Source organism: Rhizorhabdus sp., assembly GCF_018006725.1.
Classification (GTDB): domain Bacteria; phylum Pseudomonadota; class Alphaproteobacteria; order Sphingomonadales; family Sphingomonadaceae; genus Rhizorhabdus.
Genome location: NZ_JAGMXV010000027.1, coordinates 1 through 26,849, shown reverse-complemented (window position 1 = coordinate 26,849; position 26,849 = coordinate 1). Strand labels below are relative to the sequence as shown.

Below are 26,849 nucleotides of genomic sequence, written 5' to 3'. Positions count from 1 at the left end.
ACGGCAGGCGAGGGGCGGGGGAACTAGGCGCCATGTCGACCTTGTACCCCGTCAATCCGATTTCCCCCGGCACCGGCCGCTTCATGTTCAACGCGCTGCTGCTGTTGCTGACGGCGGTCGCTTCGTTGGGCATGGCCGGAATGATCTGGGGTGCAACCGACGATCTGATGATCGCCGGGCTGTTCATGCTCGCCTTCTGTCTGGGCATCGGCATGATTCTGTTCGTCGCGATGCTGCGATCGCAAATTCATGTGCGCCCGATGCGCCACGTCGACATCTCCTTGCTGCGCGGGATCGTCGAGGATGCCGATGCGGGCATCGCCGTGACCGGTGGACGCGGCGAATTGATCTGCGCAAACGGGCAGTTCGAAAGCTGGTTCGGCGGCCTGCCGACGCCCCCGGCGCTGCCGCTGGGCGAGGACGCCCGCAAGCAGTTGGCGGCCGCCGCGGTGGCTGCCCGGCGCGACGGAGACGCGCGCATCGCCAATCTGTCGAGCGACAGGGGATTGATCGACGTCGTCGTCCGCCGGGCGGGCAGCACCGACGATCATCTCGTCTGGCGCTTCCGCCGCTCCGGGCGGTTCGACATGATCGGCGACGTGATGCGCATGCTGACCAGCGACGTCGGGCGTCGCGTCGGCAGTTCAGGCGTGATGGCGGCGCTCGTCGACGGAAATGGCATCGGGCTGGTCGCGAACAAGGTGTTCCTTCGCCGCGCCCTGGGTTCGGCCGAAGCGCCCTCGTCGGGATGGGCGTTCGCCGATCTGCTGCGTAGCGACGGAGATGTCATCCGCCTTGCGGCCGAGCCGCTTTCGGCGGAGCCGATCCGGCTGATCCAGATTCCTTTGGGCGACCAGGGGGCGATGAAGGCGACGCTGTTCCTCATGCTCGACGATCCGTCGGCATCGGGCGACAATCGTAGCTATGCGACTGGCGATCTTCACGCCCTTCTGGGCATGTTGCCGATCGGCCTTGCGCTGGCGGAGCGCGACGGGCGGGTGGCGTTCATGAACTCGGCTTTCCGCCGGGCGGCCGGCCTCGGCCCTGACGCCACGGTCGTGTATCCGAGCGATCTGGTGGTGGAAGAGGACAAGGCGGCAGTTTCGGACGCGGTGCGACGCTTCTCCGCCGGGCGCGGTTCGGCAAGCGACCTTTCGGTCCGCCTGAAGGAGCGGTCCGAGGAGAATGTCTCGCTGACCATCGCCGCGGCCAAAGGGTTGGGGGCGACGGCTTCGGTGCTGCTCAGTCTGAAGGACAACAGCGAGGAGTCGAAGCTCAAGCGTCAGGTCGCCCAGGCGATGAAGATGCAGGCGGTCGGCCAGCTTGCCGGCGGCGTCGCGCACGACTTCAACAATATTCTCACCGCCATCATCGGCCATTGCGACCTGATGTCGATGCGCCACATTCCGGGCGACAGCGATTATGACGACATCCAGCAGATCAAGCAGAACTCCAACCGCGCAGCCGCCCTGACGCGTCAGCTGCTGGCCTTCTCGCGCCAACAGACGCTGCGTCCCCAGATATTGCAGATCCCCGACATCATCTCCGAAATCAGCAACCTGCTCAAGCGGTTGCTGGGCGAGACCATCAGGCTGGAGGTCAGCCATGGACGCAATCTCGGCACCGTCCGTGCCGACCCCGGTCAGCTCGAACAGGTTATCGTCAACCTCGCGGTCAATGCGAGGGACGCGATGCCCGAGGGCGGCACGCTGTCGATCCAGACCTATGCGGTGTCGCAGGCCGACGTCCGGGCATTGGGCATCGAGATCATGCCGGTCACCGAATATACCGCGCTCCGCGTGACGGACACAGGCACCGGCATCCCTACCGACAATCTCAACAAGATCTTCGAACCCTTCTTCACGACCAAGGAGGTGGGGAAGGGAACCGGCCTGGGGCTGTCGACGGTATACGGCATCGTCAAGCAGACGGGTGGTTTCATCTTCGCCGAGAGCGAGATGGGCCGGGGCACGAGCTTCGTGATCTATCTGCCAGTACACCAGGCCCCCGCCGGCACGGTTGCGCCCAAGGCGATCGTCAAGGAAGCCAGTACCGAATTGTGGGGCACCGGCACGATCCTGCTCGTCGAGGACGAAGCGATGGTGCGTGCGGTGGCCGAGCGGGCGCTGGTCCGGCAAGGCTACAAGATTCTCACCGCAACCAATGGGGAGGAGGGACTTGAAGTGCTCGAAGACCGCATGCAACAGATCGACCTCGTCATCTCCGACGTGGTGATGCCGACGATGGACGGCCCGACCATGGCGCGTGCCGCACGCGAGAAGCGGCCGGATCTGCCGATCATCTTCATGTCCGGATATGCGGAGGAGCAGCTTCGCAAGTCGATCGACATCGACAATATCGGCTTCCTGCCCAAGCCCTTCTCGGTCCAGCAAATCTGTCAGGCCGCGCGTGAGGCACTAGCGGATCATGTGCGGGGTTGAGACCGGAACAAAATAAGAAAGTTCTCCTCTTGTTCTATCGGAACATCTGCGGTACGTAACTTCCAGTTTGAGGTTTCGGATGGCCCGCTCTACGAGGGGAGAACGCACAATGTCGGCGCAGTTGAAGCTCATCGGATCCGAAAAGGAAGCAGCAAATATGGACAGGCAGAAGGCCCTTGAAGCCGCGCTGGCGCAGATCGATCGCGCCTTCGGCAAGGGCTCGGCGATGAAGCTCGGCAGCCGTGAGACGATGCAGATCGAGGCGGTTTCGACCGGTTCGCTCGGCCTCGATATCGCGCTGGGCATCGGCGGCCTTCCGCGAGGCCGCATCGTCGAAATTTTCGGCCCGGAAAGCTCGGGAAAGACCACGCTCGCGCTCCACGCGATCGCCGAAGCGCAGAAGACGGGCGGCACCGCCGCGTTCATCGACGCCGAACATGCGCTCGATCCCGTCTATGCGAAGAAGCTCGGGGTCAATATCGACGAGTTGGTCGTCTCGCAGCCGGATACGGGCGAGCAGGCGCTGGAGATTGCCGATACGCTGGTGCGCTCCAATGCGATCGACGTGCTGGTGATCGACTCGGTTGCCGCGCTCGTGCCCAGGGCCGAGATCGAAGGCGAAATGGGCGACAGCCATGTCGGTCTGCAGGCGCGCCTGATGAGCCAGGCGCTGCGCAAGATCACGGGTTCGATCAGTCGTTCGCGCTGCCTCGTAATCTTCATCAACCAGATCCGCATGAAGATTGGTGTGATGTATGGTTCGCCGGAGACGACCACGGGCGGCAATGCGTTGAAGTTCTACGCATCGGTGCGTCTCGATATCCGCCGGACCGGCGCGATCAAGGACCGCGATGACGTCGTCGGCAACACGACCCGGGTGAAGGTGGTCAAGAACAAGGTCGCACCGCCTTTCAAGCAGGTCGAATTCGACATCATGTATGGCGAGGGCGTATCCAAGGTCGGCGAACTGCTCGATCTCGGCGTCAAGGCCGGGCTGGTCGAGAAGTCGGGTGCCTGGTTCAGCTACGACTCGATCCGCATCGGTCAGGGCCGTGAGAATTCGAAGAATTATCTGCGCGAGAATCCTGAACTCGCGGCGAAGCTCGAAGCCGCCATTCGCGGCAATGCCGACGATGTCGGCGAAGCGCTGATGGCCGGCCCGTCCGAAGATGACGATGTCTGATAGCGGTTCGGGCGCCCGGCTGAACTATGTCGAACTCCCGACGGCGGACGTCGTCGCGACCCGGCAGTTCTTCGAGGCAGCCTTCGGTTGGTCTCTGACCGTCTTCGGGCCGGCTTATGCCGGTACCGTTGCGGCAGGAGCAGGGGGCACCAGCGATCTCGGACTCAACGGCCATGGCGATGATGCTCCGGCCGCCCCCCTGCCGATTGTGGAGGTCGACGATCTCGAAGCCAGCCTCGCTGCCGTCGAAGCGGCGGGCGGGGTGGTGACGAGACCGATCTTCGCCTTTCCGGGCGGACGGCGCTTTCACTTCCGCGAACCTTCCGGTAACGAAATGGCGGTCTATGTGAACGAGCCGGGCTGACGGGGGCGGAGCCGGGTTTCATCGCCGGAGCGTAACCTTGACCATCATCGTCCACCATCTCGAAAATTCGCGATCCCAGAGGGTTCTCTGGATGCTCGAGGAACTTGGTCTCGACTATGAAGTGAAGCGCTACGAGCGCGACCGCAAGACGATGCTGGCGCCCTCGGAACTCAAAGCCGTTCATCCCCTGGGCAAATCGCCGGTCGTCGAACATGACGGTCGCATCGTGGCGGAGACCGCCACGATCCTCGAATATCTCGTCGCGCTTGCCGAAGGCCAACTGGGTCCGCCAGAGGATGCCGACGGCGCGCTGCGCTGGCGCTATTTCCTCGACTATGCCGAGGGTTCGCTGATGCCGCCGCTGCTGCTCAAGCTGGTAATCGACCGCATGGGCCCTTTTGGTTGGCCGGCGCGGAAGATCGTCACCAGCATGGCGATGACGCATATCGACTATGTCGAGAGCGAGCTCGTCCGCCGCAGCTGGTTCGCGGGCGACAGTTTCTCGGCCGCCGACATCATGATGAGCTTCCCGTTGGAAGCGGCGCGTCAACGGCTCAAGCTCGATGGCCGCCGCCCCAATATCTGTGAGTGGCTCGATAAGATTCATCAGCGCCCGGCTTATGCTGCGGCTCTGGAGAAGGGTGGGTCCTATGCCTATGCCTGATCTCTTGCGGTCGGCCCGATCTATCGTTTCTGCGCTCTCTTCAATATGATCGCAGCCTGATAGGGCAGGCTGGCGAGCTTGGAGATGTCGAGCGGCCGCTCCGAATGCCGTTCCAATATGAAGACCTGCAAGCCGAGCGCCCCGATCTCGTCGGCGAATTCCGCCACGTCGAATCCGGCAGCAGCGATTTGTCCGGGCGACCATTCCATGACGATCGACAAATCCCGATTGGCGCGGATGACATTGGCCGCACCGCGAAGCGCGAGCGGCTCGGCGCCCTCGACGTCGATCTTGATGAAGTCGACCCGACCGCCGAGCCGCTCGGCCAGATCGTCGATCTTTCGCCCCTGCACGGTGAAGGGCTGAACCGGCTGTTCGCCCATATGGGTCGTGAAGCTCTCGCCCACATCGACGATGCTCGTATTCCCTGATCGCGACATGCGTCGGTAGAGAGTGATGTCCTCGTTGCGATCGCATGCCGCCGCCCAGACGACCTCGCCGATCTCGTGGAACCCGTTTATGAACAGATTGTCGCGTGCCAGTTCGGCGATGTGGCGATCGGCCTCGACGCCCAATATGCGTCCGACCGGACAGAAACGCGCCATCAGGCAGCTATAATAGCCGAAATTGGTCCCGACATCGAGGCAGTGGCTATCGGCGCGAAGGTGGCGCAGCAGATAGTTGGTCACCTCGGTTTCGAACTGGCCGGTCACGATGAACCAGGGGCTGAGCAGCCGGTCATCGGCCTCGACATAATAGGCGATGGTGCGGTCGCCCACGCGCGTTCCGACGAGCACGCGGTTGTTGCCGACATAGGTCACGGTCGGCCGAAATTCCGAAGCGAGCCGCTCGTTCGTCAGGGACAGCAGCATGTTCAGGCGTCCCGCCGTTCCATCGTCGCGCCGCCGCATGAAATTCCGCACCCTTTGTAGCATGGCCCGCCATCTCCTTTCCAAAACCCCAGTCGGATAGGTGCCTGGCCGCGTCATCGCGAGAGGGCGAGCCCGGCTTCGTGAATGGGCGAACGGGCGAACTGGCGAACGGCACGGCAAAGTCCCTTGCCGTCAGTCCATGCTTTGCAGCAATGATGCGCCATGGACTCGAGCGACCTCCTCAAGCGCCCCGAGCGGTGGGCCAGCGTATTGGGCTGGGCGACCCTGGCGGGGCTCGAATTCGGCCTGCTGGGTCCTTTCGGCAGCTATGAGTCGGACGTTTTTCGGCGAATGGCCTATTGGACCGGCCTGTTCTGGATCGGCAGCTTGCTCCTCTGGCCTGCCATGGTCGCCGCGTTGCGCGCCGGGCGGCGGCGGGGTTTTCCACCGCTCTTCTGCTTTTTCGCGGCTGTAATCGTGACGAGTGTTCCGCTCGCCTTGCTCGGCGCGATCCAGACCTACGTCTTCTGGCCGCGCCGCGCCGCGGCCATGTCGATGTTCGACTGGTATGGTCTCACGATCATGGTCGCCCTTCCTGCGATGGCCGCCTTGACCTGGATCGAGATGGGCCGGAGCAGGCCATCGTCCTGGCTGGCTAGGAGCCGGGCTGGACTCGCCGATGCTTCGCAGTCGGCACTGACCGGTCCTGACCATCTTGCGGATGCGTTCTCGCCCGCTCGCTCGGCCGCCCTCCCTGCTCATTTGCTCGAAATCGCGCTCTGCTTGCAGATGGAGGACCATCATGTCCGCGTCCATCTTCCGGGGCGCTCCTATCTTCATCATGCGGCGCTGCGGGACGTGATGGCGGAGATCGACGAAGAGCGCGGTATGCAGGTGCACCGGTCCTGGTGGGTCGACCGGCGGGCGGTCGTCCGGTGGGAGCGGGATGGCCGCTCGGTCGTCCTGCTGCTTAGCAATGGGCTGCGCGTGCCCGTAGCCCGTAACCGCATCGTCCACCTCCGCGAGCGGGGATGGCTGGACGAACCCGCTTCCGCCGCGTGACCGATCGCGCTGCTATCCGCGGGAGCAAGACGCTGCCCCGAAGGGCATCATCGACATCCCGCGAAACCACCATCACCGCTTGAGAAGCGGCCGGGTCTCGCCTAAGTCGCTGGCATGACCTCGACCAACGACATCCGCCGCTCCTTCCTCGATCATTTCGCGCGGGAGGGCCATGAACTGGTCCCGTCGGCGCCGCTGGTGCCGCATAATGATCCCACGCTGATGTTCACCAATGCGGGGATGGTGCCGTTCAAGAATGTCTTCACCGGGCTCGAGAAACGCGGGTACACGACCGCGACCTCGTCGCAGAAATGCGTGCGGGCCGGCGGCAAGCATAACGACCTCGACAATGTCGGCTACACCGCGCGGCATCACACCTTCTTTGAGATGCTCGGCAATTTCTCGTTCGGCGATTATTTCAAGGAACGGGCGATTTCGCTCGCCTGGAACCTGATCACCGGCACATGGGGCATTTCGCCGGACCGGCTCACGGTGACGGTCTACCACACCGACGACGAGGCGTTCGGGCTGTGGAAGAAGATCGGTATGCCCGAAAGCCGGATCATCCGCATCCCGACCTCGGACAATTTCTGGTCGATGGGCGACACCGGCCCCTGCGGTCCCTGTTCCGAAATCTTCTACGACCATGGCGATCACATCTTCGGCGGCCCTCCGGGCAGCCCGAACGAGGACGGCGATCGCTTCGTCGAGATCTGGAACCTCGTCTTCATGCAATATGAGCAGGTCGACAAGGAAACGCGGGTCGACCTGCCCAAGCCCTCGATCGACACCGGCATGGGGCTGGAGCGTATCGCCGCCGTGATGCAGGGCGTCCACGACAATTACGATACCGACACCTTCAAGACGCTGATCGCCGCCTCGGGCGAACTGACGAAGAGCGCGACCGATGGCGACTTCAAGGCGTCGCACCGCGTGATCGCCGACCATCTCCGTGCCTCCGGGTTCCTCGTGGCCGACGGCGTGCTGCCGGCGAATGAAGGACGCGGCTATGTTCTGCGCCGGATCATGCGCCGGGCGATGCGCCATGCCCATCTGCTCGGCGCGGCCGAGCCGCTGATGCACCGCCTGGTGCCCAGCCTCGTTGCCGAAATGGGCGCCGCCTATCCCGAACTGGTCCGCGCGCAGCCGCTGATCGAGGAGACGCTGAAGCTCGAGGAAACCCGCTTCCGCCAGACCCTCGCCAACGGCCTGAAACTGCTCGACGAGGCAACCGCCGGCATGAAGCCCGGCGATGTCCTGGCAGGCGAAGTCGCCTTCAAGCTCTACGACACCTTCGGCTTCCCTTATGACCTGACCGAGGATGCGCTGCGCGCCCAGAATCTGGCGGTCGATCGCAGCGGCTTCGACAGCTCGATGGCCGAACAGAAGGCTGCGGCGCGCGCCGCGTGGAAGGGATCGGGCGAAAAGGCCTCCGACGAGGTCTGGTTCGATATCGCCGAGGAGTTCGGCAGCACCGAGTTCACCGGCTATGTCAGCGAAGAGGGCGAGGGCCAGCTGCTCGCTATCGTCAAGGACGGCCAGCGCACGGACATGGCGACTGCCGGCGACGAGGTCGTGCTGATCACCAATCAGACCCCCTTCTATGGTGAGAGCGGCGGCCAGATGGGCGATGCCGGCACGATCACCGGCGACGATGGTCTGGAGATCGCGGTCGAGGATACCGCCAAGCCGCTCGGCCGCCTCCACGCGCATCGCGGGCGGATCGTCGCAGGCAGCGTCAAGGTCGGCGCCGCGCTGCATCTGTCGGTCGATGGCGAGCGCCGTTCGCGCATCCGCGCCAACCATTCGGCGACGCACCTGCTGCACGCCGCGCTGCGCAACCGCCTGGGCGGTCATGTGACGCAGAAGGGCAGCCTCGTCGCGGCGGACCGCCTGCGCTTCGACTTCTCGCACCCCAAGGCGCTGACGGCCGAAGACATCGCCGCAGTCGAAGCCGAGGTGAACCGCCACATTCGCGAAAATGAGGAGGTCACCACCCGGTTGATGACCCCCGACGCGGCGATCGAGGCCGGCGCCATGGCGCTGTTCGGTGAGAAATATGGCGACGAGGTTCGCGTCTTGTCGATGGGCGCACTCGGAGCCGATACGCCCGGCAAGAATTATTCGGTCGAACTGTGCGGCGGCACCCATGTCTCCGCGCTCGGCGATATCGCCCTGTTCAAGATCGTCGGCGAGAGTGCGGTGTCGAGCGGCGTCCGCCGGATCGAGGCGTTGACGGCCGAGGGGGCGCGCCAGTGGTTCACCCAGCGTGATGAGAAGCTCAAGGAAGCGGCTGCCGCCCTGAAGACCTCGCCCGACGAGGTTCCGGCGCGCATTGCCGCACTGGTGGAAGAACGCCGCAGGCTCGAACGCGAACTGGCCGACGCCAGAAAGGCCCTGGCGCTGGGCGGCGGCGGCAAGACCGAGGCTGCCGGCCCCGAGACGGTCGGCGGTGTCGCCTTCCTCGCGCAGAATGTCGAAGGGCTCGACCCCAAGGGCCTGCGCGGGCTGGTCGACGATGCCAAGGCGAGCCTCGGCTCGGGCGTGTCGATGATCGTCGCGGTCAACGAGGGCCGCGCGAGTGTCGCTGCCGGCGTGACCGCCGATCTGGTCGATCGGGTCAGCGCCGTCGATCTCGTCAAGACCGCTGTCGCGGCGCTGGGCGGGCAGGGCGGCGGTGGCCGGCCCGATATGGCGCAGGGTGGCGGTCCCGACGGATCGCGCGCTGCCGAGGCGATCGACGCCGTCCGCGCACAACTGGCGCAGCTTTCCGCCTGATCCCGGCCGACGCGTCCGCTTGGCAGGCGCGCACACATCTCCTATGAGGCTCCCGACCCCGGCGTTCTGCGCCGGGTTCGACAGATCGCGCCGGTGCCCGAAAGGGCTTAAAATGGGAACGCGGTGAGGAAGGTTGTCCTTCCGAATCCGAGGCTGTCCCTGCAACTGTAAGCGGCGAGCGCGATGCGCAGCGCGTCTTTCCCCGGAAAGGCGCAGGCCACTGGATGCCGGAAGGCGACTGGGAAGGCCGTGCATCGTGCTGTGACCCGTGAGCCAGGAGACCTGCCGGCGCTCGGTCGCTCTTGCCTGGTCCAGGGGATGGCCACGGCACGGTTTTTTCTCCGTCTGAGCGACGAAGCAGTGCGGCAGGGGCCGCGCGGCCGATCTTCCTTGGGCGCGTGCGCCTGCCCGGGGAAAGCGGCCGGTCGTCGCGCGCCGGCTCTTCCCGGCCAATGACGCTCGCCCCCGCCGATCGTCGTCGGCGCACGGGGAAAGAGCATGACCGAACCCGCCTATCATCCGAGTTCCGCTTCGCTGGCCGAAGCATCCCACTTGCGTCGGGAGCTGGCCGCATGAAGGCCCGCACCGACGAAGAGCATAAGGAGAAGATGGTCAAGCTCCAGGCGGCCCAGGCGCGCAAGATCGCGACCAAGACCGTCGAAAAAGGGCTGATCATCGTCCATACCGGTACCGGCAAGGGCAAGACCTCCGCTGCGCTGGGCATGGTCATCCGCGCGATCGGCCACGGCATGAAGGTCGGCGTCATCCAGTTCGTGAAGGGCGCGATGGACAGCGGGGAGAAGGTCGTGTTCGACCAGTTCCCCCACCTCGTCGAGTTCAAGCCGATGGGCGAGGGCTTCACCTGGGATACGCAGGACCGTTCGCGCGACATCGCCGTCACGCGCACGGCCTGGGAGGAGGTGAAGCGCATGATCGCCGACCCGAGCTATCGGCTCGTGCTGGCGGACGAGCTCAACATCGTGCTGCGCTACGGCTATCTGCCGGTCGAAGAGGTGGTCGAGGCGCTGCGCGCAAAGCCGGCGATGACGCACGTCGTGATCACCGGTCGCAACGCGCCGCAGGAATTGATCGACATGGCGGATCTCGTCACCGACATGGCGTCGATCAAGCATCCCTTTCGCGACCAGAATGTCCGCGCCCAGGCCGGTATCGAGTATTGACGATGCCGATGTCGGGCCTGCCGGACCTGCCAGGGGCGCTCGAGGAATTGCTGCTCTGGCGTCGCGATGTCCGGCATTTTCGCAACGATCCTCTCGACGATGCGCTGGTCGACGATCTGCTGCGCATCGCCCAGCTCGCGCCGTCGGTCGGCAATGCCCAGCCATGGCGCTACGTCCGCATCCGCAGCACGGATCTCCGTGTGGCACTTGCGACCCACGCCGACGAGCAGGTCCGCGCGGCGGGTGATCGGTACGCAGATCCCCGTCTGCGCGGACGCTATGATGTGCTCAAACTGCACGGGCTGCGCCAAGCTCCGGAGATCGTGGCGGTCTTCTGCGATGAAGCGGGGCCACGCGGCCGGCGGCTCGGAGCCGCGACCATGCCCGAGGCGCTGTGCTACTCGGTCGTGCTCTCCATACACACCCTGTGGCTCGCCGCCCGGGCGCGCGGGATCGGACTCGGTTGGGTGTCGATCGTGCAGCCGGACCATATCGCCAAGCTGCTCGGCGTTCCGCGCTCCTGGCGCTTTGTCGCTTTGCTCTGCCTCGGCCAAGCTGAAGGTGAGGACGACGTACCCGAACTGCAGCGGCGTGGATGGCAGGCGCGCGTGCCCTGGCGGGACAATGTCAGTGTGCTGTGATCGCCGCCGCAATCGCCCGCGTCGCGCGGACATAATCGGGTGTGCCGCACACCGTCCAGGCCTGCGGAATGCTGATGCGGGGAATGTCGCGCAGCGCCGGGTGGTGCAGCATTTCGGTCCCCTGGTCGGTGATCCGGTCGGTCGCGCTTTCGACGATCAGGAAGTCGGGCCGGGCTGCCACCATCTCCTCGACACTCAATTGGGCAAGGGCGGGCTTGCCGAGCCGGCCCGCCAGATTGACCAGACCCACGCGCCGCATGATGTCGTCGATCAGCGTACCGGTGCCCGTCATGAACCCGCGCCGCTGATAATAAGCGGCGACGCGGCCACGGCCTGCGGACCGGATGCCGGCCAGCCCGCGCTCCATGTCGGCGATCAGTGCCTCGCCCCGTTGGGGGTGTCCGACCGCTTCGGCGGTCGCGCGGATCGACGTGTAGATGCCGGCGAGATCGTCGGCGGTTTCCAGATCGAGCAGCCTGTACTTCTGCGAGCGCAGCATGCGCAGCGCGGCGCTGCGGCGGGCGGGCATGCCCACGACCAGATCGGGATTGATCGCCAATATCCGCTCGGCCGAATTGTCGGCGAGGGGCAGCCCGACCGCCTTGCTCGCCATCGCCGACATTTCGGCGTCGGTGGCATTGCGCGTGAGCCCCGCGATCTGGTCGCGATCGGCCAGCGCCATGACCAGCTGGTCGGCGCACAGGTTCAGCGAAACGATCCGTTTTGGTGCGTTCGCGGGGCGTGCATCGGCCATGGTGGCGGGGGGCGCGGCGAAGGCCAGGGTCGCAAGACCGGCGAAAAGGGCAGGGCGCAGGTGCATGGTGCCGGCGCTCATAGAGAGAGTTTTGCGGCAGGCAAGCGGCCAGAGACAGGAGCACTCCCATGGTGAGCGGGACCAGACGCCGCCATCATCCCGCACTGATGCCGCTGCTCCTGCTGCTGCTCCTGGCGGCGGCTGTCGGTTCGATCGCGCTCGGCGCCGTCCCGATCGGCCTGGCGCGTATGGCGGCGGTGCTGGTCGGCAAGAGCGATGCCGTGGCGCGCATCATCCTGATCGATCTTCGGCTGCCGAGGACGGTGGTCGGCCTCGCAGTCGGGGCTATGCTGGGCCTCGCCGGGGCGGTTCTGCAGGGCTATCTGCGCAACCCGCTGGCCGAACCGTCGGTGCTCGGAGCATCGAACGCGGCGGCACTCGGTGCGGTGGCTGCGATCTATTATGGTTTGTCCGAATGGAACGTCCTCCTGCTGCCGCTGATGGCGATCGGGGCGGCGCTGATCGCGTTGGCGCTGCTCGTCTATCTCGCGGGACGCGGCGAAAGCCCGCTCACTCTGATTCTGGCCGGCATCGCGATCGCGACGCTGGCGAGCGCGGGCATCAGCCTGGCGCTCAATCTGTCGCCCAATCCCTTTGCCGCGATGGAGATCATGACCTGGCTGCTCGGATCGGTCGAGAATCGCTCGATCGAGCATGTCTGGATCGCGCTGCCCTGCGTCGCACTCGGTGCATTTCTTCTGTTACGCGACGGTCGGGTGCTCGATGCGCTGGCACTGGGGGAGGATGGCGCCCGCTCGCTCGGCTTCGACCTCGGGCGGAGCCGGCGTCGCTTGTTGCTGGGCGTCGCTATCGGTGTCGGCGGTGCGGTCGCGGTGTCGGGGGCGATCGGTTTCGTCGGGCTGATCGTGCCGCATCTCGTCCGCCCCTTCACCGACCGGAGTCCATCGGCGACGCTGGTGCCGTCGATGATGGCAGGGGCCGCGCTTTTGACCCTCGCCGACATATTGGTCCGCCTGCTACCCACGTCCAACGAACTGAAGCTGGGGGTCGTTACGGCCTTTCTGGGCGTGCCGGTCTTCATCGTCCATCTTCTCCGGGAGCGCCGCGCATGGTGACCGTCTCTGTTCGCGATCTGGTACTCAGGCTGGGGGATCGCGCGGTCGTCGACGGCGTCAGTGCCGACCTCCAGGGTGGATCGCTGATCGGGATCATCGGGCCTAACGGCGCGGGCAAGTCGACTCTCGTGCGCGGCATGCTGGGCCTGCTTCCTGCGGCGTCGGGCGAGGTGCGGATCGACGGCCGTGCGATCGCGGATATTGCGCCGTCCGAGCGGGCGAAGCGTCTTGCTTATCTGCCGCAGGGCCAGAATCTGCACTGGCCGCTCAGCGTCGAACGCCTCGTGGCCCTAGGCCGTTTGCCCCATATGGGGCCGCTCTCGCGGATGAGCGACGCGGATCGCTCCGCCGTTGTCGAGGCGATGCAACGGACCGAGATCGAGCATCTCGCCCAGCGCACCGTGACCGAATTGTCGGGGGGCGAACGCGCGCGGGTGATGATGGCGCGGGCGCTCGCCGTGGGCGCGGGCGGACTGCTGGCGGACGAGCCGCTGGCCGCGCTGGATCCCGGTCATCAGATCGACATGATGGCCCTGCTCGATCGGGAAGCGAAACAGGGCGCGCTGGTCGTCGTCGTGCTTCACGACCTGACCATGGCCGCGCGCCATTGCGGCAGGATATTGCTCATGAACAGGGGGCATATCGTCGCCGACGGCACGCCGGAAGCTGTCATGACGTCGAGAAACCTGTCAGAAGTCTATGGAATAAAAGCCTATCTTGATCATGTCGATGGGGTGTCATCCGTGATTGCCCTGGGGCGCGGATAGACGATTGACGCCCGCCGATGCACTGCGGTAACGACCCGGCCGCGACAGGTTCCCCGGGGACGGGGATGAAAAGGGAACGGGGTTCGAGACCCCGGCTGCCCCTGCAACTGTGAGCGGCGAGCCATCGGGCCACATGCCATTGGGATCTTCGCGATCCTGAGAAGGCGGCACGAACAGGGCGTTGACCCGCAAGCCAGGAGACCTGCCCGTCGCGGTCGTCCTTCGCGCGGACAGGGTGTGCCGGGCGGACGGGGGTAAACCCGAGAGACGACATGTCTGGACCGTGCTTTGCGCGGGGATATGTCGTGCCTTTTCGGCCCGGTTGTCCCCCTGCGGGTGCGGCTCCTTCGTCATGGGGTGCCCATTCGTGTTGAAACATATTTCGTTATTCTGCCTTCTCCTCTCTTCCGCTGCGGCTTTCGCCGACGACGGCCAGGAGGCTCCGCCGCCCGATGCCGCCGCCGATGTGGAAACGATCCTGGTGACGGCGACCCGCCTGCCGCTGAATCTGGATCGCGTGCCGGACTCGATCACCTTGCTCGACAAGGCTGCGATCGATCGCAGCCAGGATATCGGCGTCACCGAATTGCTGTTGCGCACGCCCGGTATCAGCATGGCCCGCAATGGCGGCTATGGCACGTCGACTTCGCTGCGCATCCGCGGCGCCGAGAGCGACCAGACTGTGGTCGTGATCGACGGCGTCAAACTCAACGACCCCTCGTCGACGGGCGGCGGCTACAACTTCTCCAACCTGCTGGTCGGCGACGTCTCGCGGATCGAGGTGCTCCGTGGCCCGCAGTCGACGCTGTGGGGCAGCCAGGCGATCGGCGGTGTCGTCAACATCGTGACCCCGCTGCCCAAGGCACCGCTGGAAGGTAGCTTCGACATCGAGGCGGGATCGCGCCAGACGGCCAGCGCCCGGGCGGCGCTGGGCGGGCGACAGGGAGCGCTGACCTGGCGGATCGGTGGGCAGGCCTTCACGACCGACGGCATTTCGGCGTTCGCCTCATCCTTCGGCGGGCGTGAGCGCGACGGCTACACCAATCGCAACCTGTCGGGCCGCGCGGAACTGGAGATCAGCGAGAATGTCCGTGCTGACGTTCGCGGCTATTATGCGCGCGGCCAGAATGATTTCGACGCGGTCGGCGCGGACAATCCCGCTTATGGGAGAAGCCGCGAGTTCGTCGGCTATGCCGGCCTGAACATCGACCTGTTCGACAAGCGCCTGCGCAATCGCTTCGCTTATGGCTATACCGACACCAACCGGGACAATTACGACCCGCGCAACCAGCGGGCCAAGACCTTCGACGCGGCCGGTCGCAACCAGCGCCTCGAATATCAGGGCAGCTTCGCGATCAGCGAACGGGACCTCCTGCTGTTCGGCGTCGAGAATGAGCGGTCGCGCTTCCGCAGCGTGTCGCCACCCGCTGCACTGTCGACACCGATCCCGGCGCCGGTGCGCGGAAAGAGCGAGATCACGGGCATTTATGGGCAGATCAGCCTGCAGCCCATCACCGGCCTCACGCTCAACGGCGGGGTGCGTCGCGACGACCACCAGCGCTATGGGGCCAAGACCCTGTTCTCGGCGGGTGGTGTGGTGAACCTGCCCACGGGAACCCGAATTCGCGCGAGCTATGGCGAAGGCTTCAAGGCGCCGACCCTCTACCAGCTCTATTCGGAATATGGGAATGATGCGCTCGCACCGGAACGCGCGCGGGGCTGGGAAGCCGGTGCCGAACAGCGGCTGTTCGGAGACAAGGTTCAGGTCGGGGCCGTCTGGTTCGAGCGCACGAGTCGCGACCTGATCGTCTATATCGGCTGTTCGAGCAGTTCGACCACGCCGCTCTGCTTCCAGCCCGGTACGACGATCCGCCGCTTCGGCTATTATCAGAACGTGTCGCGCGCAAAAGCGCAGGGCATCGAGGCGCAAGCCAGCGTGAGCCCGGTGACCGGCCTGACGATCGATGCCAATTACACCTGGACGATGGCCGAGGACAGGTCGCCCGGCAGTACCAGTTTCGGCAAGTGGCTGCCCCGGCGTCCGCGCCAGCAGGCGAACGGGTCGATAAGCTATGACTGGCCGATGGGGCTGAGCACCGGTGTCGCGCTGCGCTGGTCGGGACATAGCTTCGACAACGCATCGAACAGCCAGTGGCTGGACGATTACACGCTGGTCGATCTCCGCGCGGAATATGCGCTGTCGGATCAGGTTCGCCTGTTCGCCCGCGTCGAGAACCTGTTCGATGAGGGCTATATGACCGCCTATCGCTATGGGTCGCTCGGCCGGAGCGTCTATGCCGGCGTGCGGGGCCGCTTCTGATGCGCGTCCCCCCGCATCGCTGGTCTCGCTGCGGCGGGGGAAGGAAGGCGGTCGCATCCCGGGGATGCGGCCGCGTTCCGCTGCCCGGCGCTCCAAGGGGAGTCCGGCATGCCCTTTGAACCGGTCGGGTCTGGCCTGTCGATCGTCGTGTGCAGCACCTGCCGCTTGTCGCCCGAGCAGCGCGGCGATGGTGACGGCAGGGGCGGCGGCGCTCTGTTTGGGCAAGTGTTGAAGTCCGTGCGCGACGGTGATCCCGGCTATCACGGGATCGATATTCAGGCGATGCCCTGCCTCTTCGCCTGTGGAGAACCGGTGGCTGTCCATCTCCGCGCGGCCGGCAAGTTCAGCTATGTTCTGGGACGCTTCAACCCCGATGAGCCGGCGGCGCGGGCGATCCTCGATTACGCGCTGCTCTACGCCGAAAGCGATATCGGCAGCGTGCGCTACGCGGAATGGCCGCAGGGCGTGAAGGGCCATTTCCTGACCCGCTCGCCGCCCGAAGGCCATATCCTGCCATGATCTATGCGTCGGTCGATGCGGTCGAAAAGGCCCTGCGCGATATCGGTGAGGCCGATGCCGCGGCGATAGTGGCTGCGCGCGAGCGGCAGGACAGTCTGACCAAGCCGAGGGGATCGCTCGGTCGACTGGAGGAACTGGCGCTGTTCATGGCGGGTTGGCAGGGAAGGCCGATCCCGACGTGCGACAAAGGAAAGGTCGTCGTCTTCGCGGGCAATCACGGCGTCGCCGCACGCGGAGTCAGCGCCTTCCCGGTCGCCGTCACCGCGCAGATGGTTGCGAATTTCCAGGCGGGCGGGGCGGCGATCAATGCGCTTGCAGGCGCCGCAGGGCTCGCACTGGAGGTCGTGGCGATTGATCTCGATCGGCCGACGGCCGACTTCACCGAGGGCGCGGCTCTGTCGGTCGACGATTGTCTCGAGGCCTTGTCGATTGGCGCGCGGACGGTTTCCGAGGATCTCGATCTGATCGCGCTCGGCGAGATGGGCATCGGCAATTCGACGGCCGCAGCCGCACTCGCAGCGCGCAGTTTCGGGGGCTCCGCCATGCTGTGGACCGGACCGGGTACCGGCGTCGACGATGTCGGGATGGCGCGCAAGATCGCGGCGGTCGAGGCTGGGCTGGCGCGGCATCGTGACGCTCCGTCCACGGCCTTCGAGACGCTGCGTCGCCTCGGCGGGCGCGAGATCGTGGCGATTGCTGGCGCCGTATTGCGCGCGCGGCAATTGCGGGTCCCCATCCTCCTCGACGGCTATATCTGCTGTGCCGCGATTGCCCCGCTTGCAGCGGCCAATCCGGCGATCACCGCCCATTGCCTAGCCGGGCATCAGTCGGCCGAGCCCGGCCATATCCGATTGCTCGACCGGCTCGGTTTGCGCCCATTGCTCAACCTCGACATGCGTCTCGGCGAAGGCAGTGGCGCGGCGCTTGCGGCGATGCTCGTCCGGGCGGCTCTGGAAGCTCATGCCGGTATGGCGAGCTTCGCGGAAGCCGGGGTGGCGAACCGCGCATGAGACCCTTTGCGCTGCATCTGATGCGCCACGGAGCAACCGCTGATGGCGGGCGTTTCAACGGGCGCACCGATGTAGCGCCGACGGCGGCGGGGATAGACGCCTGTATTGATCAGGCGTCGGACCTGAACTTCGACCTCGTGGTAAGCTCCGACCTGCAGCGCTGCACGGTGGCCGCGCAGCGTATCGCTCGCGCACATCGCGTCGAACTGCGGATCGATCGGGCCTGGCGCGAACTCGACTTCGGACACTGGGATGGCTTGGATCCGCGCGATCTCGATCCCCAAGCGCTTTCGCGCTTCTGGACCGACCCGGATAAGCATCCGCCCGAAGAAGGCGAAAGATGGTCCGATCTGGTCCGCCGCGTCAGTGATGCACTTTCAGACATGGAGCGGCGGTCGACGCTCGTCGTCGCCCATGGCGGGTCGATCCGCGCTGCCCTCGCACATCTCTGCGGTTTCGACATGCGCCAGGTCTGGGCCTTCCGATTGGGCAATGCCGCGCTGATCAGTCTGGAGATCTGGCCGGGCGATGGCGGCGCGGCGCAAATCGTAGGGTTGCGCGCATGAAGGGTCTCCTCGCTGCCCTCCTGTTCATGACGCGCCTGCCGCTGCCAAAGCGGATGGCGCGCGCTGCGGACTTCGACTGTCTCATGCCGTGGTTGCCTGCTGCCGGTCTTGTCGTCGGCCTGCCGGTCATGGCGGTAGGCTTTCTGCTGTCCCCCCATGACCCTTGGATCGCCGCGCTGTTCGCGTTGCTGGCCTGGACCGGGATGACCGGAGCGCTCCACCTCGACGGCCTCGCGGACGTCGTCGACGGGCTCGGCGCAGCGCATGGCGACCCCGAGCGGCTGTCGAAGGTGATGGCCGATCCGCATATCGGCAGCTTTGGAGCCGTCGCCATCGGCGCGCAGATCGCGGCGAAGCTGGTTCTGCTGCACGCTGCGATCGGCAGCGAGGACTGGCTTACCCTGCTGCTTGTCCCTGTCGCCGCAAGGATCGGCCCGATCTTCTGGACGCTGAGCCTGCCGTCGCTTCACGGCGGTCTGGCGAGCGGCCTGCGCAGTGGTACGAAGGCTCGCCATCTCCTGATGTGGCTGGGTCTGCTCGGGCTGTGCTCGATCTTCGCGCCGATTCTGTTGATCGCACCTCCTGCCATGGCCGCGTGGCATGTCTTTGTGCGCCGTAAGCTGGGCGGCATTTCCGGTGACAGCCACGGCGCGGGTATCGAGTTGACCGAGAGCTGGTTGCTGTTCTGCGTCGTCGCGGCGAGCTGGCTGCGATGATCGAGCGCTGGACCTGGCATGGCGGTGGCCTCTCGGCCGCGCGCGACCGTTTCGGCGGTGCGGAGAGCGATTGGCTCGACCTCTCGACCGGTATCAACCCACGCCCCTGGCCCATCCCGCCATCGCTGCCGATCGACTGGACACGGCTGCCCGACGATGAGGCGCTGGCCGATCTGGAAGAGGCTGCCGCGCGGCATTTCGGCTGCGCCGTCGCGCATGTTTGTGCAGTTCCGGGTAGCGAAATCGCACTTCGCCTGATCGGCGGCCTGCTTGGCGGGACGGGCACGGTCATCGAGCCCAGCTATCGCACCCATGTCGAAATGTTTGACCGGGCGGAATGCGTCACTCTCGATCGGGCGATGGCCGGCGCAGTCAGGGGCACAGCGATCGTCCTTGCCAACCCGAACAACCCCGATGGCAGGATCATCGACCGCGACACTCTGCACCTCTTGCACGACGCGCGAGGTAGCCGCTGGCTGGTGGTGGACGAGGCCTATGCAGAGACCCACCCGAAGCTGAGCCTCGCCGGAGACGTATCGATGTCCCGGCGGCTGATCGTGCTGCGCTCCTTCGGCAAATTCTTTGGTCTGGCGGGCCTGAGGCTCGGCTTCGTGATCGGGCCGCCCGATTTCCTGGCGCGGTTGCGAATTCTGCTGGGCGCCTGGCCGGTGAGTGCGGCCGCAATCCCTATCGGCCGCCATGCCTATCGCGACCGATCGTGGATTGCGGAGACACGGGCCCGGCTTACGGCGGACGCGGCGTGGCTCGACAGCTTCCTCAAGCGGCAAGGCTTTGCGCCGCGCGGTGATTGCCCGCTTTTCCGGCTGATCGAAACGGAAAGGGCTCATGGCCTGTTCGAACATTTGGCGCGTCGCCATATTCTGCTGCGTCCCTTTGCCGAACATCCTTCCTGGCTGCGCATCGGTTTGCCGCGCGACGATGCCGCACTGGACCGGCTCGATCGGGCGCTCGCCGATGGTTGAAACGGTTGCACTCGCCGCGCTGGTGCTTGACACAGCGCTGGGCTGGCCGGACCGGCTCTATCGCCGGATCGGGCACCCGGTCGGCGGGTTCGCGCGGCTGATCGCGCTGTGCGAGAGCCGCTGGAACCGGCCGACATGGGGTGCAAGGCGCCGTCATACCCTCGGTGTCCTGACGATGCTCCTCCTCGTCTTGCTGGTCGGTGGCAGTCTGGTCGCGATGGAAGCGCTCTGTCGGACTGTATTCGGACGTGCGGCATGGGTCGCCCTCGCATTGCTCGCCTGGCCCGCGCTCGCACAGCGCAGCCTGTTCGACCATATCCGGCCGGTCGCACATCATCTCGAGAGCGGCGACCTGGCCAGCGCCCGCGACGCTGTCGGGCGGATCGTCGGCCGAGACGTGCAGGCGCTCGACAAGGCCGGCGTGGCGCGCGCGGCGATCGAGAGCCTCGCCGAAAGCTGTTGCGACGGGGTCGTCGCGCCGCTCTTCTGGCTGCTGGTCGGAGGCCTGCCGGGACTGTGGATCTACAAGGCGGTCAATACCGCCGACAGCATGATCGGCCACCGCGAGGAGCGCTGGCGTGCCTTCGGCTGGGCGGCGGCGCGGCTTGACGATCTGCTGAACCTGATCCCGGCGCGCCTCTCGGGCGTGCTGCTCTGCATGGCTGGCGGCGGCGGATGGCGGACGCTTTGGCGCGACCATGACCAGCACGCTTCGCCCAATGCCGGATGGCCGGAGGCAGCGATGGCGGGAGTGCTTGGGCTGCGGCTCGCCGGTCCCTTGCGTTATGACGGGCAGTTGATCGACAAGCCCTGGATCGGTGACGGGCGGCCGGGGGCGACGGCCGGCGATATCCGCCGCGCGCTGTCGCTCTATGTCAGAGCGTGCGGCCTACTCTGGATGATTGCGGGAGGATGGGCATGGCTGCGCTGATGTTGCAGGGCACGGGCTCCGACGTGGGCAAGTCGGTGCTCGTCGCCGGACTTTGCCGCGCGTTCGTCAACCGAGGGCTTTCAGTCCGTCCGTTCAAGCCGCAGAATATGTCGAACAACGCTGCGGTGACGATCGACGGCGGTGAAATCGGCCGCGCGCAGGCGCTCCAGGCGGTCGCCTGCCGTGTGCCGCCCCACAGCGATTTCAATCCGGTGCTGCTCAAGCCGCAGGCGGACCGGACGTCGCAGCTGATCGTCCACGGCAGGGTCCGGGGTACGCTCGGCGCCGCCAATTTCCGCGAGGCGCGCCGTCCGCTGCTCGACGAGGTGATGCAGAGTTTCCGCCGGCTCGAACGGTCCTGCGACATTGTCCTCGTCGAAGGCGCGGGATCGCCGGCCGAGATCAACCTGCGCGCGGGCGATATCGCCAATATGGGCTTCGCGCGTGCGGCAGGCGTGCCCGTTCTGCTGATCGGCGATATCGACCGGGGCGGGGTGATCGCGGCGATCGTCGGCACCCGCACCGTGATCGATCCCGAGGATGCGGCGATGATCCGGGGCTTCATCATCAACAAGTTTCGCGGCGATCCTGCCCTGTTCGAGGATGGCTATCGTCAGATCGAGACGCTGTCGGGCTGGAAGGGCCACGGCGTGCTGCCCTGGGTTTCGGCCGTGGCGCGCCTGCCGAGCGAAGATGCGGTCGTGCTGGAGAAGGACGTCGCTGTCGCGGAGAGGAAGCGTATCCTGATCGCCTGTCCGATCATCCCGCGCATCGCCAATTTCGACGATCTCGATCCGCTCAAGGCCGAAGCCGGGGTCGAATTGGTCATGGTCACGGCGGGCAGGCCGCTGCCGGCGGAAGCAGCGCTGATCGTCCTGCCCGGATCGAAGGCCACGATCGCAGACCTTGCCGCCTTTCGCGCCGAAGGCTGGGACATCGACCTGCGCGCCCATGTCCGGCGCGGTGGCCAGGTCCTCGGCCTGTGCGGCGGCTATCAGATGCTTGGTCGGTCGATCGAGGATCCGGACGGGATCGAGGGGCCGGCGGGCCGCGTCGAAGGACTGGGGCTGCTCGATGTCGAGACCTGCCTCGCGCCGCACAAGATGCTGCGCGAGGTCAGCGGGACCGCCTTGGGGGCGAGGCTCAGCGGCTATGAGATGCACATGGGCGTGACGCAGCGATCGGTGGGCGTCGCGCCCTTCGTCCGCTTCGACGATGGCGGCGAGGATGGCGCCATCGATCCGACGGGCCGGATCATCGGCAGCTATGTCCATGGCCTGCTGGCAGAGGGCGGCTTCCGGGCGGCGCTGCTCGATCGTCTCGGTGTAGCCTCGGATGGTCTCGACCATGGGCGGCGCGTCGATGCTGCGCTGGACGAACTCGCCGCTGCGATCGAAGCGCATCTCGACGTATCGGCCATGATTGATCTGGCGCGGGCGGGCAGGGGGAGAGTGGCATGAGCGCGCCGCATCTGCTGGTGATCGGCGGCGCGCGGTCGGGGAAGAGCCGCTATGCCCAGCAGCGCGCCGAGGCGACCAGATTGCGCCGCATCTTCATCGCGACCGCGCAGGCCTTCGACGCGGAGATGCGCGACCGGATCGATCGCCATCGCGCAGATCGGGGGGCGGAATGGGAAACCATCGAATGTCCGCTCGCACTGAGCGAGGCGGTTGCCCGGCATGCCGCGCCGGATGCCGTGCTGCTGGTGGACTGTCTGACCTTGTGGACGAGCAATCTGATCCTGTCCGACAGCGATTGCTTTGCCGCGACGAGCCGGCTGGTCGATGCTCTGGAACATGCGGATGGCCCCGTCATCCTCGTCACCAATGAAGTCGGCCTGGGTATCGTGCCGGACAATGCGCTCGCCCGGCGCTTTCGTGACGAGGCGGGCATCGTCAACCAGCGGGTCGCTGCGGCGGTGCCGGAGGTGCAGCTTCTGGCGGCGGGACTATCGTTGCGCCTGAAAGGCTGAGCCTTTTCCGTGTCGCGGATGCCGCTCGCCTGTCGGACATAGTCGCGAGAAATGTGCCCGAGATGCATTACGCCGCGCGAAGCAGGAGACTGCACTGCCTCGAGGAGACGCTTCCATGCCCGCATGGTTCATCATCACTGCCCATGTCCACGACCTTCAGCCCTTCATGTCGCGCTATTCTCCGGCCGTGGCGAAGCTGACCGAAGAGATGGGCGGGAAATATATCCTGCGCGGTCGGGGCGGGCAGGTGCTGGAGGGTGAGGGGCCCGATGGCGCGGCCGGCATCGTGATCGAATGGCCGGACAAGGAAAGCGCGCTGCGCTTCTGGAACTCGCCCGAATATGCCGAAGTGAAGAAGCTGCGCGAAGGTCTGGCCGATATCAGCGTGACCCTGGTCGAAGGCTGACCGCAGGGCGGATAGAGGCCAATGCAGGTCCCTCCAAGGCCTTGTCAGGCGGCAGTCTCTGCTCATCCAAGACAGCGCGGAGCACCATTATGGGCGAAGCCAGCAGCCTGATCGACAAGTCTTCGCGGCGCTGGGCGATCCGTGCAGGTTCTTTCCTCGTGCCCGTCGCCCATGCCGCCGGCCAGAACGTCGTGACGGTCATGGGACTGCGCTACCTGACCGACAATCTGGGCATGGCTGCGGGCGCCGCCGGGCTGATCTTCGCGGGCGTGAAGATCTATGACGGCTTTCTGGATCCGGCAGTGGGGGCCTGGAGCGACAACGCGCGGACGCGCTGGGGCCGGCGGATACCCTTTCTGCTGGCCGGGGGCTTCGCCATGCCCATGGGGCTGGCGCTGCTGTTCGGCGTGCCAGACCTGGGGTCGATCCTGTTTACCCAGATCGTGGTGACACTGGCGCTCGCGCTCCACGCCTCGGGCTTCACGCTGCTGACCATTCCGGGTTTTGCGATGGTGATCGAGAGCTCGGCCGATCCGCATGAGCGGACGCGGCTGATGGCGTGGCGCACCTATGGCAATGCTGTGGGGACACTGCTCGGATCGACGCTGCCAGCCTGGATGCTGGCGCGCATTGGCGCCGATCGTGCCGGGCACCTCGCAATGGCACTGGCAGTGGGTGCGGTCGTCCTGCTGGCCACTGTTCTGGCCGTGCGCCTGCTTGCAGGCGCGCCGCGCACCGTTGCGGCGCCCGATGCGCCGCGCGGCATCGATCTCGCGCGACAGGCGCACCTGGCCTGGGCAAACCGGCCTTTTCGGATCCTCGCTCTGGCCCATGTCCTGTTGCTGTTCGGTACCGCGATCCGCCAGCGCCAGCGCGATCTTGGCGCTGGTGTGGGTAGCGTAGATCGGCGCGCCAGACAGCCCCAGAGCATCGAGGGCGGTGCCGAGGGCCTCGGCAAAATCGGGGATCGTCGGCGTTGCGATATCGAGCGGATCGGAATTGCCATATCCGGGCGTGTCGAGAGCGAAGACGCGAAACCGACTGGCGAGCATTTTCATCAGCGGCACATGCAGCCGCGAGGATCGGGGGGAATCGTGCAGCAGGACGATGTTCGGGCCCGAGCCTGCGACCCGGTAATGAACCATGCGTCGGGCGCCTGCTGCCGCAGGAACGCCGACATAGCTGCGGGTGATCGACCCACTATAGCCTTCGCGCATAAGGTCCGCTCACCCGCTTTAATTGATATATTAATATATCTATTGATGTGCCGTCATCCGGTCCTTGTCCAGCCCCGGATCACACCGCCAAGCAGGAAGTGCGATGACCGCCTTGTCCGAAAGTTCAGCCCAGAATTCCCTCCCGCCAAGAGACGGCGTGGCAGGGTGGACCGTGGTGGCCGGCTCGATGGTCGGGCTCGCACTCGGGCTCAGCCCCTTGCCCTTCTACACCATCGGCATGTTCGCGCCCGAACTGCAACGCGAGTTCGGGTGGAGCTTTGCGTCGCTGATGGGATCGATCACGGTACAATCGGTGGTGGTGATGGCGACCGGCCCGATCGCGGGCTTCGCGGTCGATCGTTATGGGGCGAAACCGGTCGCGCTCATCTCGCTCGTTCTGTTCGGGCTCACGTTCATGAGCCTCGGTCTGAGCGGCGGCAATATCTGGGTCTATTATGGCCAGTGGGTTCTGATGTCGACGCTCGGCGCGGGCACGCTCACTGCGACGTGGATGCACAGCGTCAACGGGTGGTTCGACAAGCATCGCGGGCTGGCCATCGGAATCGCCAGCACGGGCACCGGCATCACCGGCTTTCTGATCAAGCCTTTCGCCGCCTGGCTGATCGGAAGCTACGGCTGGCGCACGGGATTTTTCGTGATCGGGGCGCTGCCGATCGTCATCGGCCTGCCGGTGGTGGCGGCCCTTTTTCGCGAACGGACGAGCACGGCTGGCGCGGCAATCCTGTCGTCGGCGGGGGAGGCTGTCGTGGAGGCGGGACTGACGGTGCGCGAAGCACTGCGTGACCGCCGATTCTGGATCATGACCTTCGCCTTCCTGCTGATCGCCTTTGCCCTGACCGCGCCGACGCCCAATCTCGAGAACATCCTCCGCACGCAGAAATTCTCGCTGACCGAAATCGGCTCGATAACCGCCGGCTTTGGCCTTTCCGTGATCGCCGGGCGGATCGCCGGAGGCTGGCTGCTCGATCGCTTCTGGGCGCCGGGTTGCGCCCTCGGCATTCTCATCCTGCCGATGATCGGCAGCTACATGCTGTCACGCCCGGAGATCGACGCCAGCCATGCGGCGCTGGCCGTGGTCACGCTGGGCCTTGGCGCAGGGTTCGAGTTCGACCTGCTGGCCTATCTGATCGCGCGCTATTTCGGGCGGCGTGCCTATGGATTGATCTATGGCACCTTCTACACCGTGATCGCCTTTGGCGGCGGGATGGGGCCGGTGATCTACGGCCGGGTGTTCGACGCGACCGGGCGTTATGATGCCGCACTGCTTTCGGGGATCGGCTGCTTGCTCGTAGGGAGCTTGTCCCTGCTGGCCATGGGACGATATCCCCGCTGGGCTCAGGATGCCGCATGAGCAGACTGATCGAAACGGCCAGCCTCGGCTATGTGCTGGGCCAGGCTGACCCTGCGGGCGACTTGACTAAGCGGGGACGACCTCCGAAGAGCGATCAGCCGGGTCAGCGGAACGTGGCTTTCGCCACGCTCGCCACCAGCAGGGGAGGGATAGTGCTCGATCGCCAAGGCGCAGTGCCGCTCTATCATCAGATCTACCTGAGCCTGCGCGATGAAATCCTCTGCGGACAGCGTCCTTATGGCAGCGTCCTGCCGACGGAGCAGGAGCTTTCGACGCAGTATAGCGTCTCGCGCATCACCGCCCGGCGTGTCCTGAACGACCTGGCCGACCAGCATTATGTCGAGCGGCGGCGGCGGCTCGGCACCCGGGTGATCTTCAAATCGCCCGCCAAGCCGATCGAGGCGAACATCGACCAGGCTGTGGACAGCCTGATGGCGCTGGGCGAGGGCACGACGGTCAACGTCATCTCGGTCGAGCATCGTGCAGCAACCGACATCATCGCCAATGCTTTGAAGATAGAGGAGGGCGCCGATGTGATCCGCGCCGTGCGCGTGCGCTGTCTCGAAGGCATCCCGATCGGTTATATCGTCAGCTATGTCCGCGGCGAACTGGCAGAGGTCATTTCCGAAAAGACCCTGCCGCGCGCACCGCTGCTCAAACTGCTCGACGAAGCCGGCCTTCACGCCGAGCGCGCCGAACAGACGATCGGTGCGATGCTCGCCGACCCGTCATTGGTCGAGGCGCTGAACGTCGAGCCTATGTCGGCTATCCTGCGCATCACCCGGACGGTTTACGACAAGAACGATATACCGTTCCTGCGGACCTATGCGCATTACCGGTCGGACCGCTTCCATATCAGGCTGGATCTCCACACGCCTGGGGGCTGATCATCCGAGTTGGCCTTGCGGTCGGGTGTCGATAGTCTCGCTCCGGTCATGGCGTACCGAAGTCTTATGATGATCGCCGCTGCATCTGCGCTCGCCGGATGCAAAGC

24 protein-coding genes, 1 pseudogene and 2 riboswitches are annotated in these 26,849 nt (G+C 65.6%); of the genes and pseudogenes, 23 read left to right on the top strand and 2 right to left on the bottom strand.

The features are described from left to right. The first annotated feature begins 32 nt into the window (after positions 1-32). The 4 genes from KAY22_RS06360 to KAY22_RS06345 all read left to right on the top strand — a co-directional run bounded on the left by KAY22_RS06360 (position 33) and on the right by KAY22_RS06345 (position 4,652). On the top strand, positions 33-2,441 hold the full coding sequence (locus KAY22_RS06360; RefSeq protein ID WP_296621300.1) for an ATP-binding protein: 2,409 nt from the start codon (positions 33-35) through the stop codon (positions 2,439-2,441). Positions 2,442-2,550: 109 nt separating this feature from the next. Continuing rightward, positions 2,551-3,624, top strand: a complete 1,074-nt coding sequence (gene recA, locus KAY22_RS06355; protein ID WP_296621298.1) for a recombinase RecA — start codon at positions 2,551-2,553, stop codon at positions 3,622-3,624. Beyond that, positions 3,617-3,988: a VOC family protein gene (locus KAY22_RS06350; RefSeq protein WP_296621296.1), complete on the top strand. Its 372-nt coding sequence runs from the start codon at positions 3,617-3,619 to the stop codon at positions 3,986-3,988. Before recA ends, KAY22_RS06350 begins: the two co-directional genes overlap by 8 nt. A 37-nt stretch (positions 3,989-4,025) precedes the next feature. Continuing rightward, positions 4,026-4,652 carry a glutathione S-transferase gene (locus tag KAY22_RS06345; protein WP_296621294.1) on the top strand — a complete coding sequence of 209 codons (627 nt, stop codon included), beginning with the start codon at positions 4,026-4,028 and terminating at the stop codon, positions 4,650-4,652. A gap of 20 nt (positions 4,653-4,672) precedes the next feature. On the opposite strand, the gene KAY22_RS06340 is transcribed toward KAY22_RS06345, so the two are convergent. Further along, positions 4,673-5,563, bottom strand: a complete 891-nt coding sequence (locus tag KAY22_RS06340) for an FkbM family methyltransferase (protein WP_296621292.1) — start codon at positions 5,561-5,563, stop codon at positions 4,673-4,675. Positions 5,564-5,746: 183 nt separating this feature from the next. Here KAY22_RS06340 and KAY22_RS06335 point away from each other — a divergent pair, with 183 nt between their 5' ends. The 4 genes from KAY22_RS06335 to bluB all read left to right on the top strand — a co-directional run bounded on the left by KAY22_RS06335 (position 5,747) and on the right by bluB (position 11,186). Next, on the top strand, positions 5,747-6,586 hold the full coding sequence (locus KAY22_RS06335; protein ID WP_296621290.1) for a LytTR family DNA-binding domain-containing protein: 840 nt from the start codon (positions 5,747-5,749) through the stop codon (positions 6,584-6,586). Positions 6,587-6,700: 114 nt separating this feature from the next. Beyond that, positions 6,701-9,364: an alanine--tRNA ligase gene (gene alaS, locus KAY22_RS06330; RefSeq protein WP_296621288.1), complete on the top strand. Its 2,664-nt coding sequence runs from the start codon at positions 6,701-6,703 to the stop codon at positions 9,362-9,364. Positions 9,365-9,438: 74 nt separating this feature from the next. Further along, a riboswitch (cobalamin riboswitch) is annotated at positions 9,439-9,669 on the top strand. A gap of 267 nt (positions 9,670-9,936) precedes the next feature. Continuing rightward, positions 9,937-10,545, top strand: a complete 609-nt coding sequence (gene cobO / locus KAY22_RS06325) for a cob(I)yrinic acid a,c-diamide adenosyltransferase (protein WP_296621286.1) — start codon at positions 9,937-9,939, stop codon at positions 10,543-10,545. 2 nt (positions 10,546-10,547) lie between these two features. Continuing rightward, positions 10,548-11,186: a 5,6-dimethylbenzimidazole synthase gene (gene bluB, locus KAY22_RS06320; RefSeq protein ID WP_296621284.1), complete on the top strand. Its 639-nt coding sequence runs from the start codon at positions 10,548-10,550 to the stop codon at positions 11,184-11,186. Here the strand turns inward: bluB and KAY22_RS06315 are convergent. Continuing rightward, positions 11,173-11,940, bottom strand: coding sequence for an ABC transporter substrate-binding protein (locus KAY22_RS06315; protein WP_296621317.1), 768 nt, complete (start codon positions 11,938-11,940; stop codon positions 11,173-11,175). The two genes, bluB and KAY22_RS06315, sit on opposite strands and share 14 nt — an antisense overlap. 128 nt (positions 11,941-12,068) lie before the next feature. On the opposite strand from KAY22_RS06315, the gene KAY22_RS06310 reads away from it, so the two are divergent. The 15 genes and pseudogenes from KAY22_RS06310 (at position 12,069) to KAY22_RS06240 (ending at position 26,742) form a co-directional block, all read left to right on the top strand. Beyond that, positions 12,069-13,076 (top strand): iron ABC transporter permease, encoded by a 1,008-nt coding sequence (locus KAY22_RS06310; protein ID WP_296621283.1) that lies wholly within the window; start codon positions 12,069-12,071, stop codon positions 13,074-13,076. Continuing rightward, entirely contained in the window at positions 13,070-13,843 is a 774-nt protein-coding gene (locus KAY22_RS06305) for an ABC transporter ATP-binding protein (protein ID WP_296621282.1), read from the top strand. The genes KAY22_RS06310 and KAY22_RS06305 overlap by 7 nt, the downstream gene beginning before the upstream one ends. A gap of 29 nt (positions 13,844-13,872) precedes the next feature. After that, positions 13,873-14,068: riboswitch (cobalamin riboswitch) on the top strand. A gap of 142 nt (positions 14,069-14,210) precedes the next feature. Then, positions 14,211-16,163 carry a TonB-dependent receptor gene (locus tag KAY22_RS06300; RefSeq protein WP_296621280.1) on the top strand — a complete coding sequence of 651 codons (1,953 nt, stop codon included), beginning with the start codon at positions 14,211-14,213 and terminating at the stop codon, positions 16,161-16,163. A 108-nt stretch (positions 16,164-16,271) separates the two neighbouring features. Beyond that, complete coding sequence (locus KAY22_RS06295; RefSeq protein ID WP_296621278.1) at positions 16,272-16,682, top strand: DUF1636 domain-containing protein; 411 nt, start codon at positions 16,272-16,274, stop codon at positions 16,680-16,682. Beyond that, entirely contained in the window at positions 16,679-17,692 is a 1,014-nt protein-coding gene (gene cobT, locus KAY22_RS06290) for a nicotinate-nucleotide--dimethylbenzimidazole phosphoribosyltransferase (protein WP_296621277.1), read from the top strand. The genes KAY22_RS06295 and cobT overlap by 4 nt, the downstream gene beginning before the upstream one ends. Then, the gene (locus tag KAY22_RS06285) at positions 17,689-18,258 is read left to right on the top strand and encodes a histidine phosphatase family protein (protein ID WP_296621276.1); all 570 of its coding nucleotides are present in this window, start codon (positions 17,689-17,691) and stop codon (positions 18,256-18,258) included. The genes cobT and KAY22_RS06285 overlap by 4 nt, the downstream gene beginning before the upstream one ends. Beyond that, positions 18,255-18,974, top strand: coding sequence for an adenosylcobinamide-GDP ribazoletransferase (locus tag KAY22_RS06280; protein WP_296621272.1), 720 nt, complete (start codon positions 18,255-18,257; stop codon positions 18,972-18,974). Before KAY22_RS06285 ends, KAY22_RS06280 begins: the two co-directional genes overlap by 4 nt. Further along, positions 18,971-19,957, top strand: coding sequence for a threonine-phosphate decarboxylase CobD (gene cobD, locus KAY22_RS06275; RefSeq protein ID WP_296621270.1), 987 nt, complete (start codon positions 18,971-18,973; stop codon positions 19,955-19,957). The genes KAY22_RS06280 and cobD overlap by 4 nt, the downstream gene beginning before the upstream one ends. Further along, positions 19,950-20,888 (top strand): adenosylcobinamide-phosphate synthase CbiB, encoded by a 939-nt coding sequence (gene cbiB, locus KAY22_RS06270; RefSeq protein WP_296621267.1) that lies wholly within the window; start codon positions 19,950-19,952, stop codon positions 20,886-20,888. Before cobD ends, cbiB begins: the two co-directional genes overlap by 8 nt. After that, positions 20,876-22,348: a cobyric acid synthase gene (locus tag KAY22_RS06265; RefSeq protein WP_296621263.1), complete on the top strand. Its 1,473-nt coding sequence runs from the start codon at positions 20,876-20,878 to the stop codon at positions 22,346-22,348. Before cbiB ends, KAY22_RS06265 begins: the two co-directional genes overlap by 13 nt. After that, entirely contained in the window at positions 22,345-22,860 is a 516-nt protein-coding gene (gene cobU, locus KAY22_RS06260) for a bifunctional adenosylcobinamide kinase/adenosylcobinamide-phosphate guanylyltransferase (RefSeq protein ID WP_296621260.1), read from the top strand. The genes KAY22_RS06265 and cobU overlap by 4 nt, the downstream gene beginning before the upstream one ends. 115 nt (positions 22,861-22,975) lie before the next feature. After that, complete coding sequence (locus KAY22_RS06255; protein WP_296621258.1) at positions 22,976-23,266, top strand: DUF1330 domain-containing protein; 291 nt, start codon at positions 22,976-22,978, stop codon at positions 23,264-23,266. Beyond that, positions 23,155-24,066, top strand: a pseudogene (locus KAY22_RS06250) (MFS transporter); the annotation flags it as partial. The gene KAY22_RS06255 and the pseudogene KAY22_RS06250, both read left to right, overlap by 112 nt. A 574-nt stretch (positions 24,067-24,640) precedes the next feature. Then, on the top strand, positions 24,641-25,855 hold the full coding sequence (locus KAY22_RS06245; protein WP_296621256.1) for an MFS transporter: 1,215 nt from the start codon (positions 24,641-24,643) through the stop codon (positions 25,853-25,855). After that, entirely contained in the window at positions 25,852-26,742 is an 891-nt protein-coding gene (locus KAY22_RS06240) for a GntR family transcriptional regulator (protein ID WP_296621253.1), read from the top strand. Before KAY22_RS06245 ends, KAY22_RS06240 begins: the two co-directional genes overlap by 4 nt. Positions 26,743-26,849: the final 107 nt, after the last annotated feature.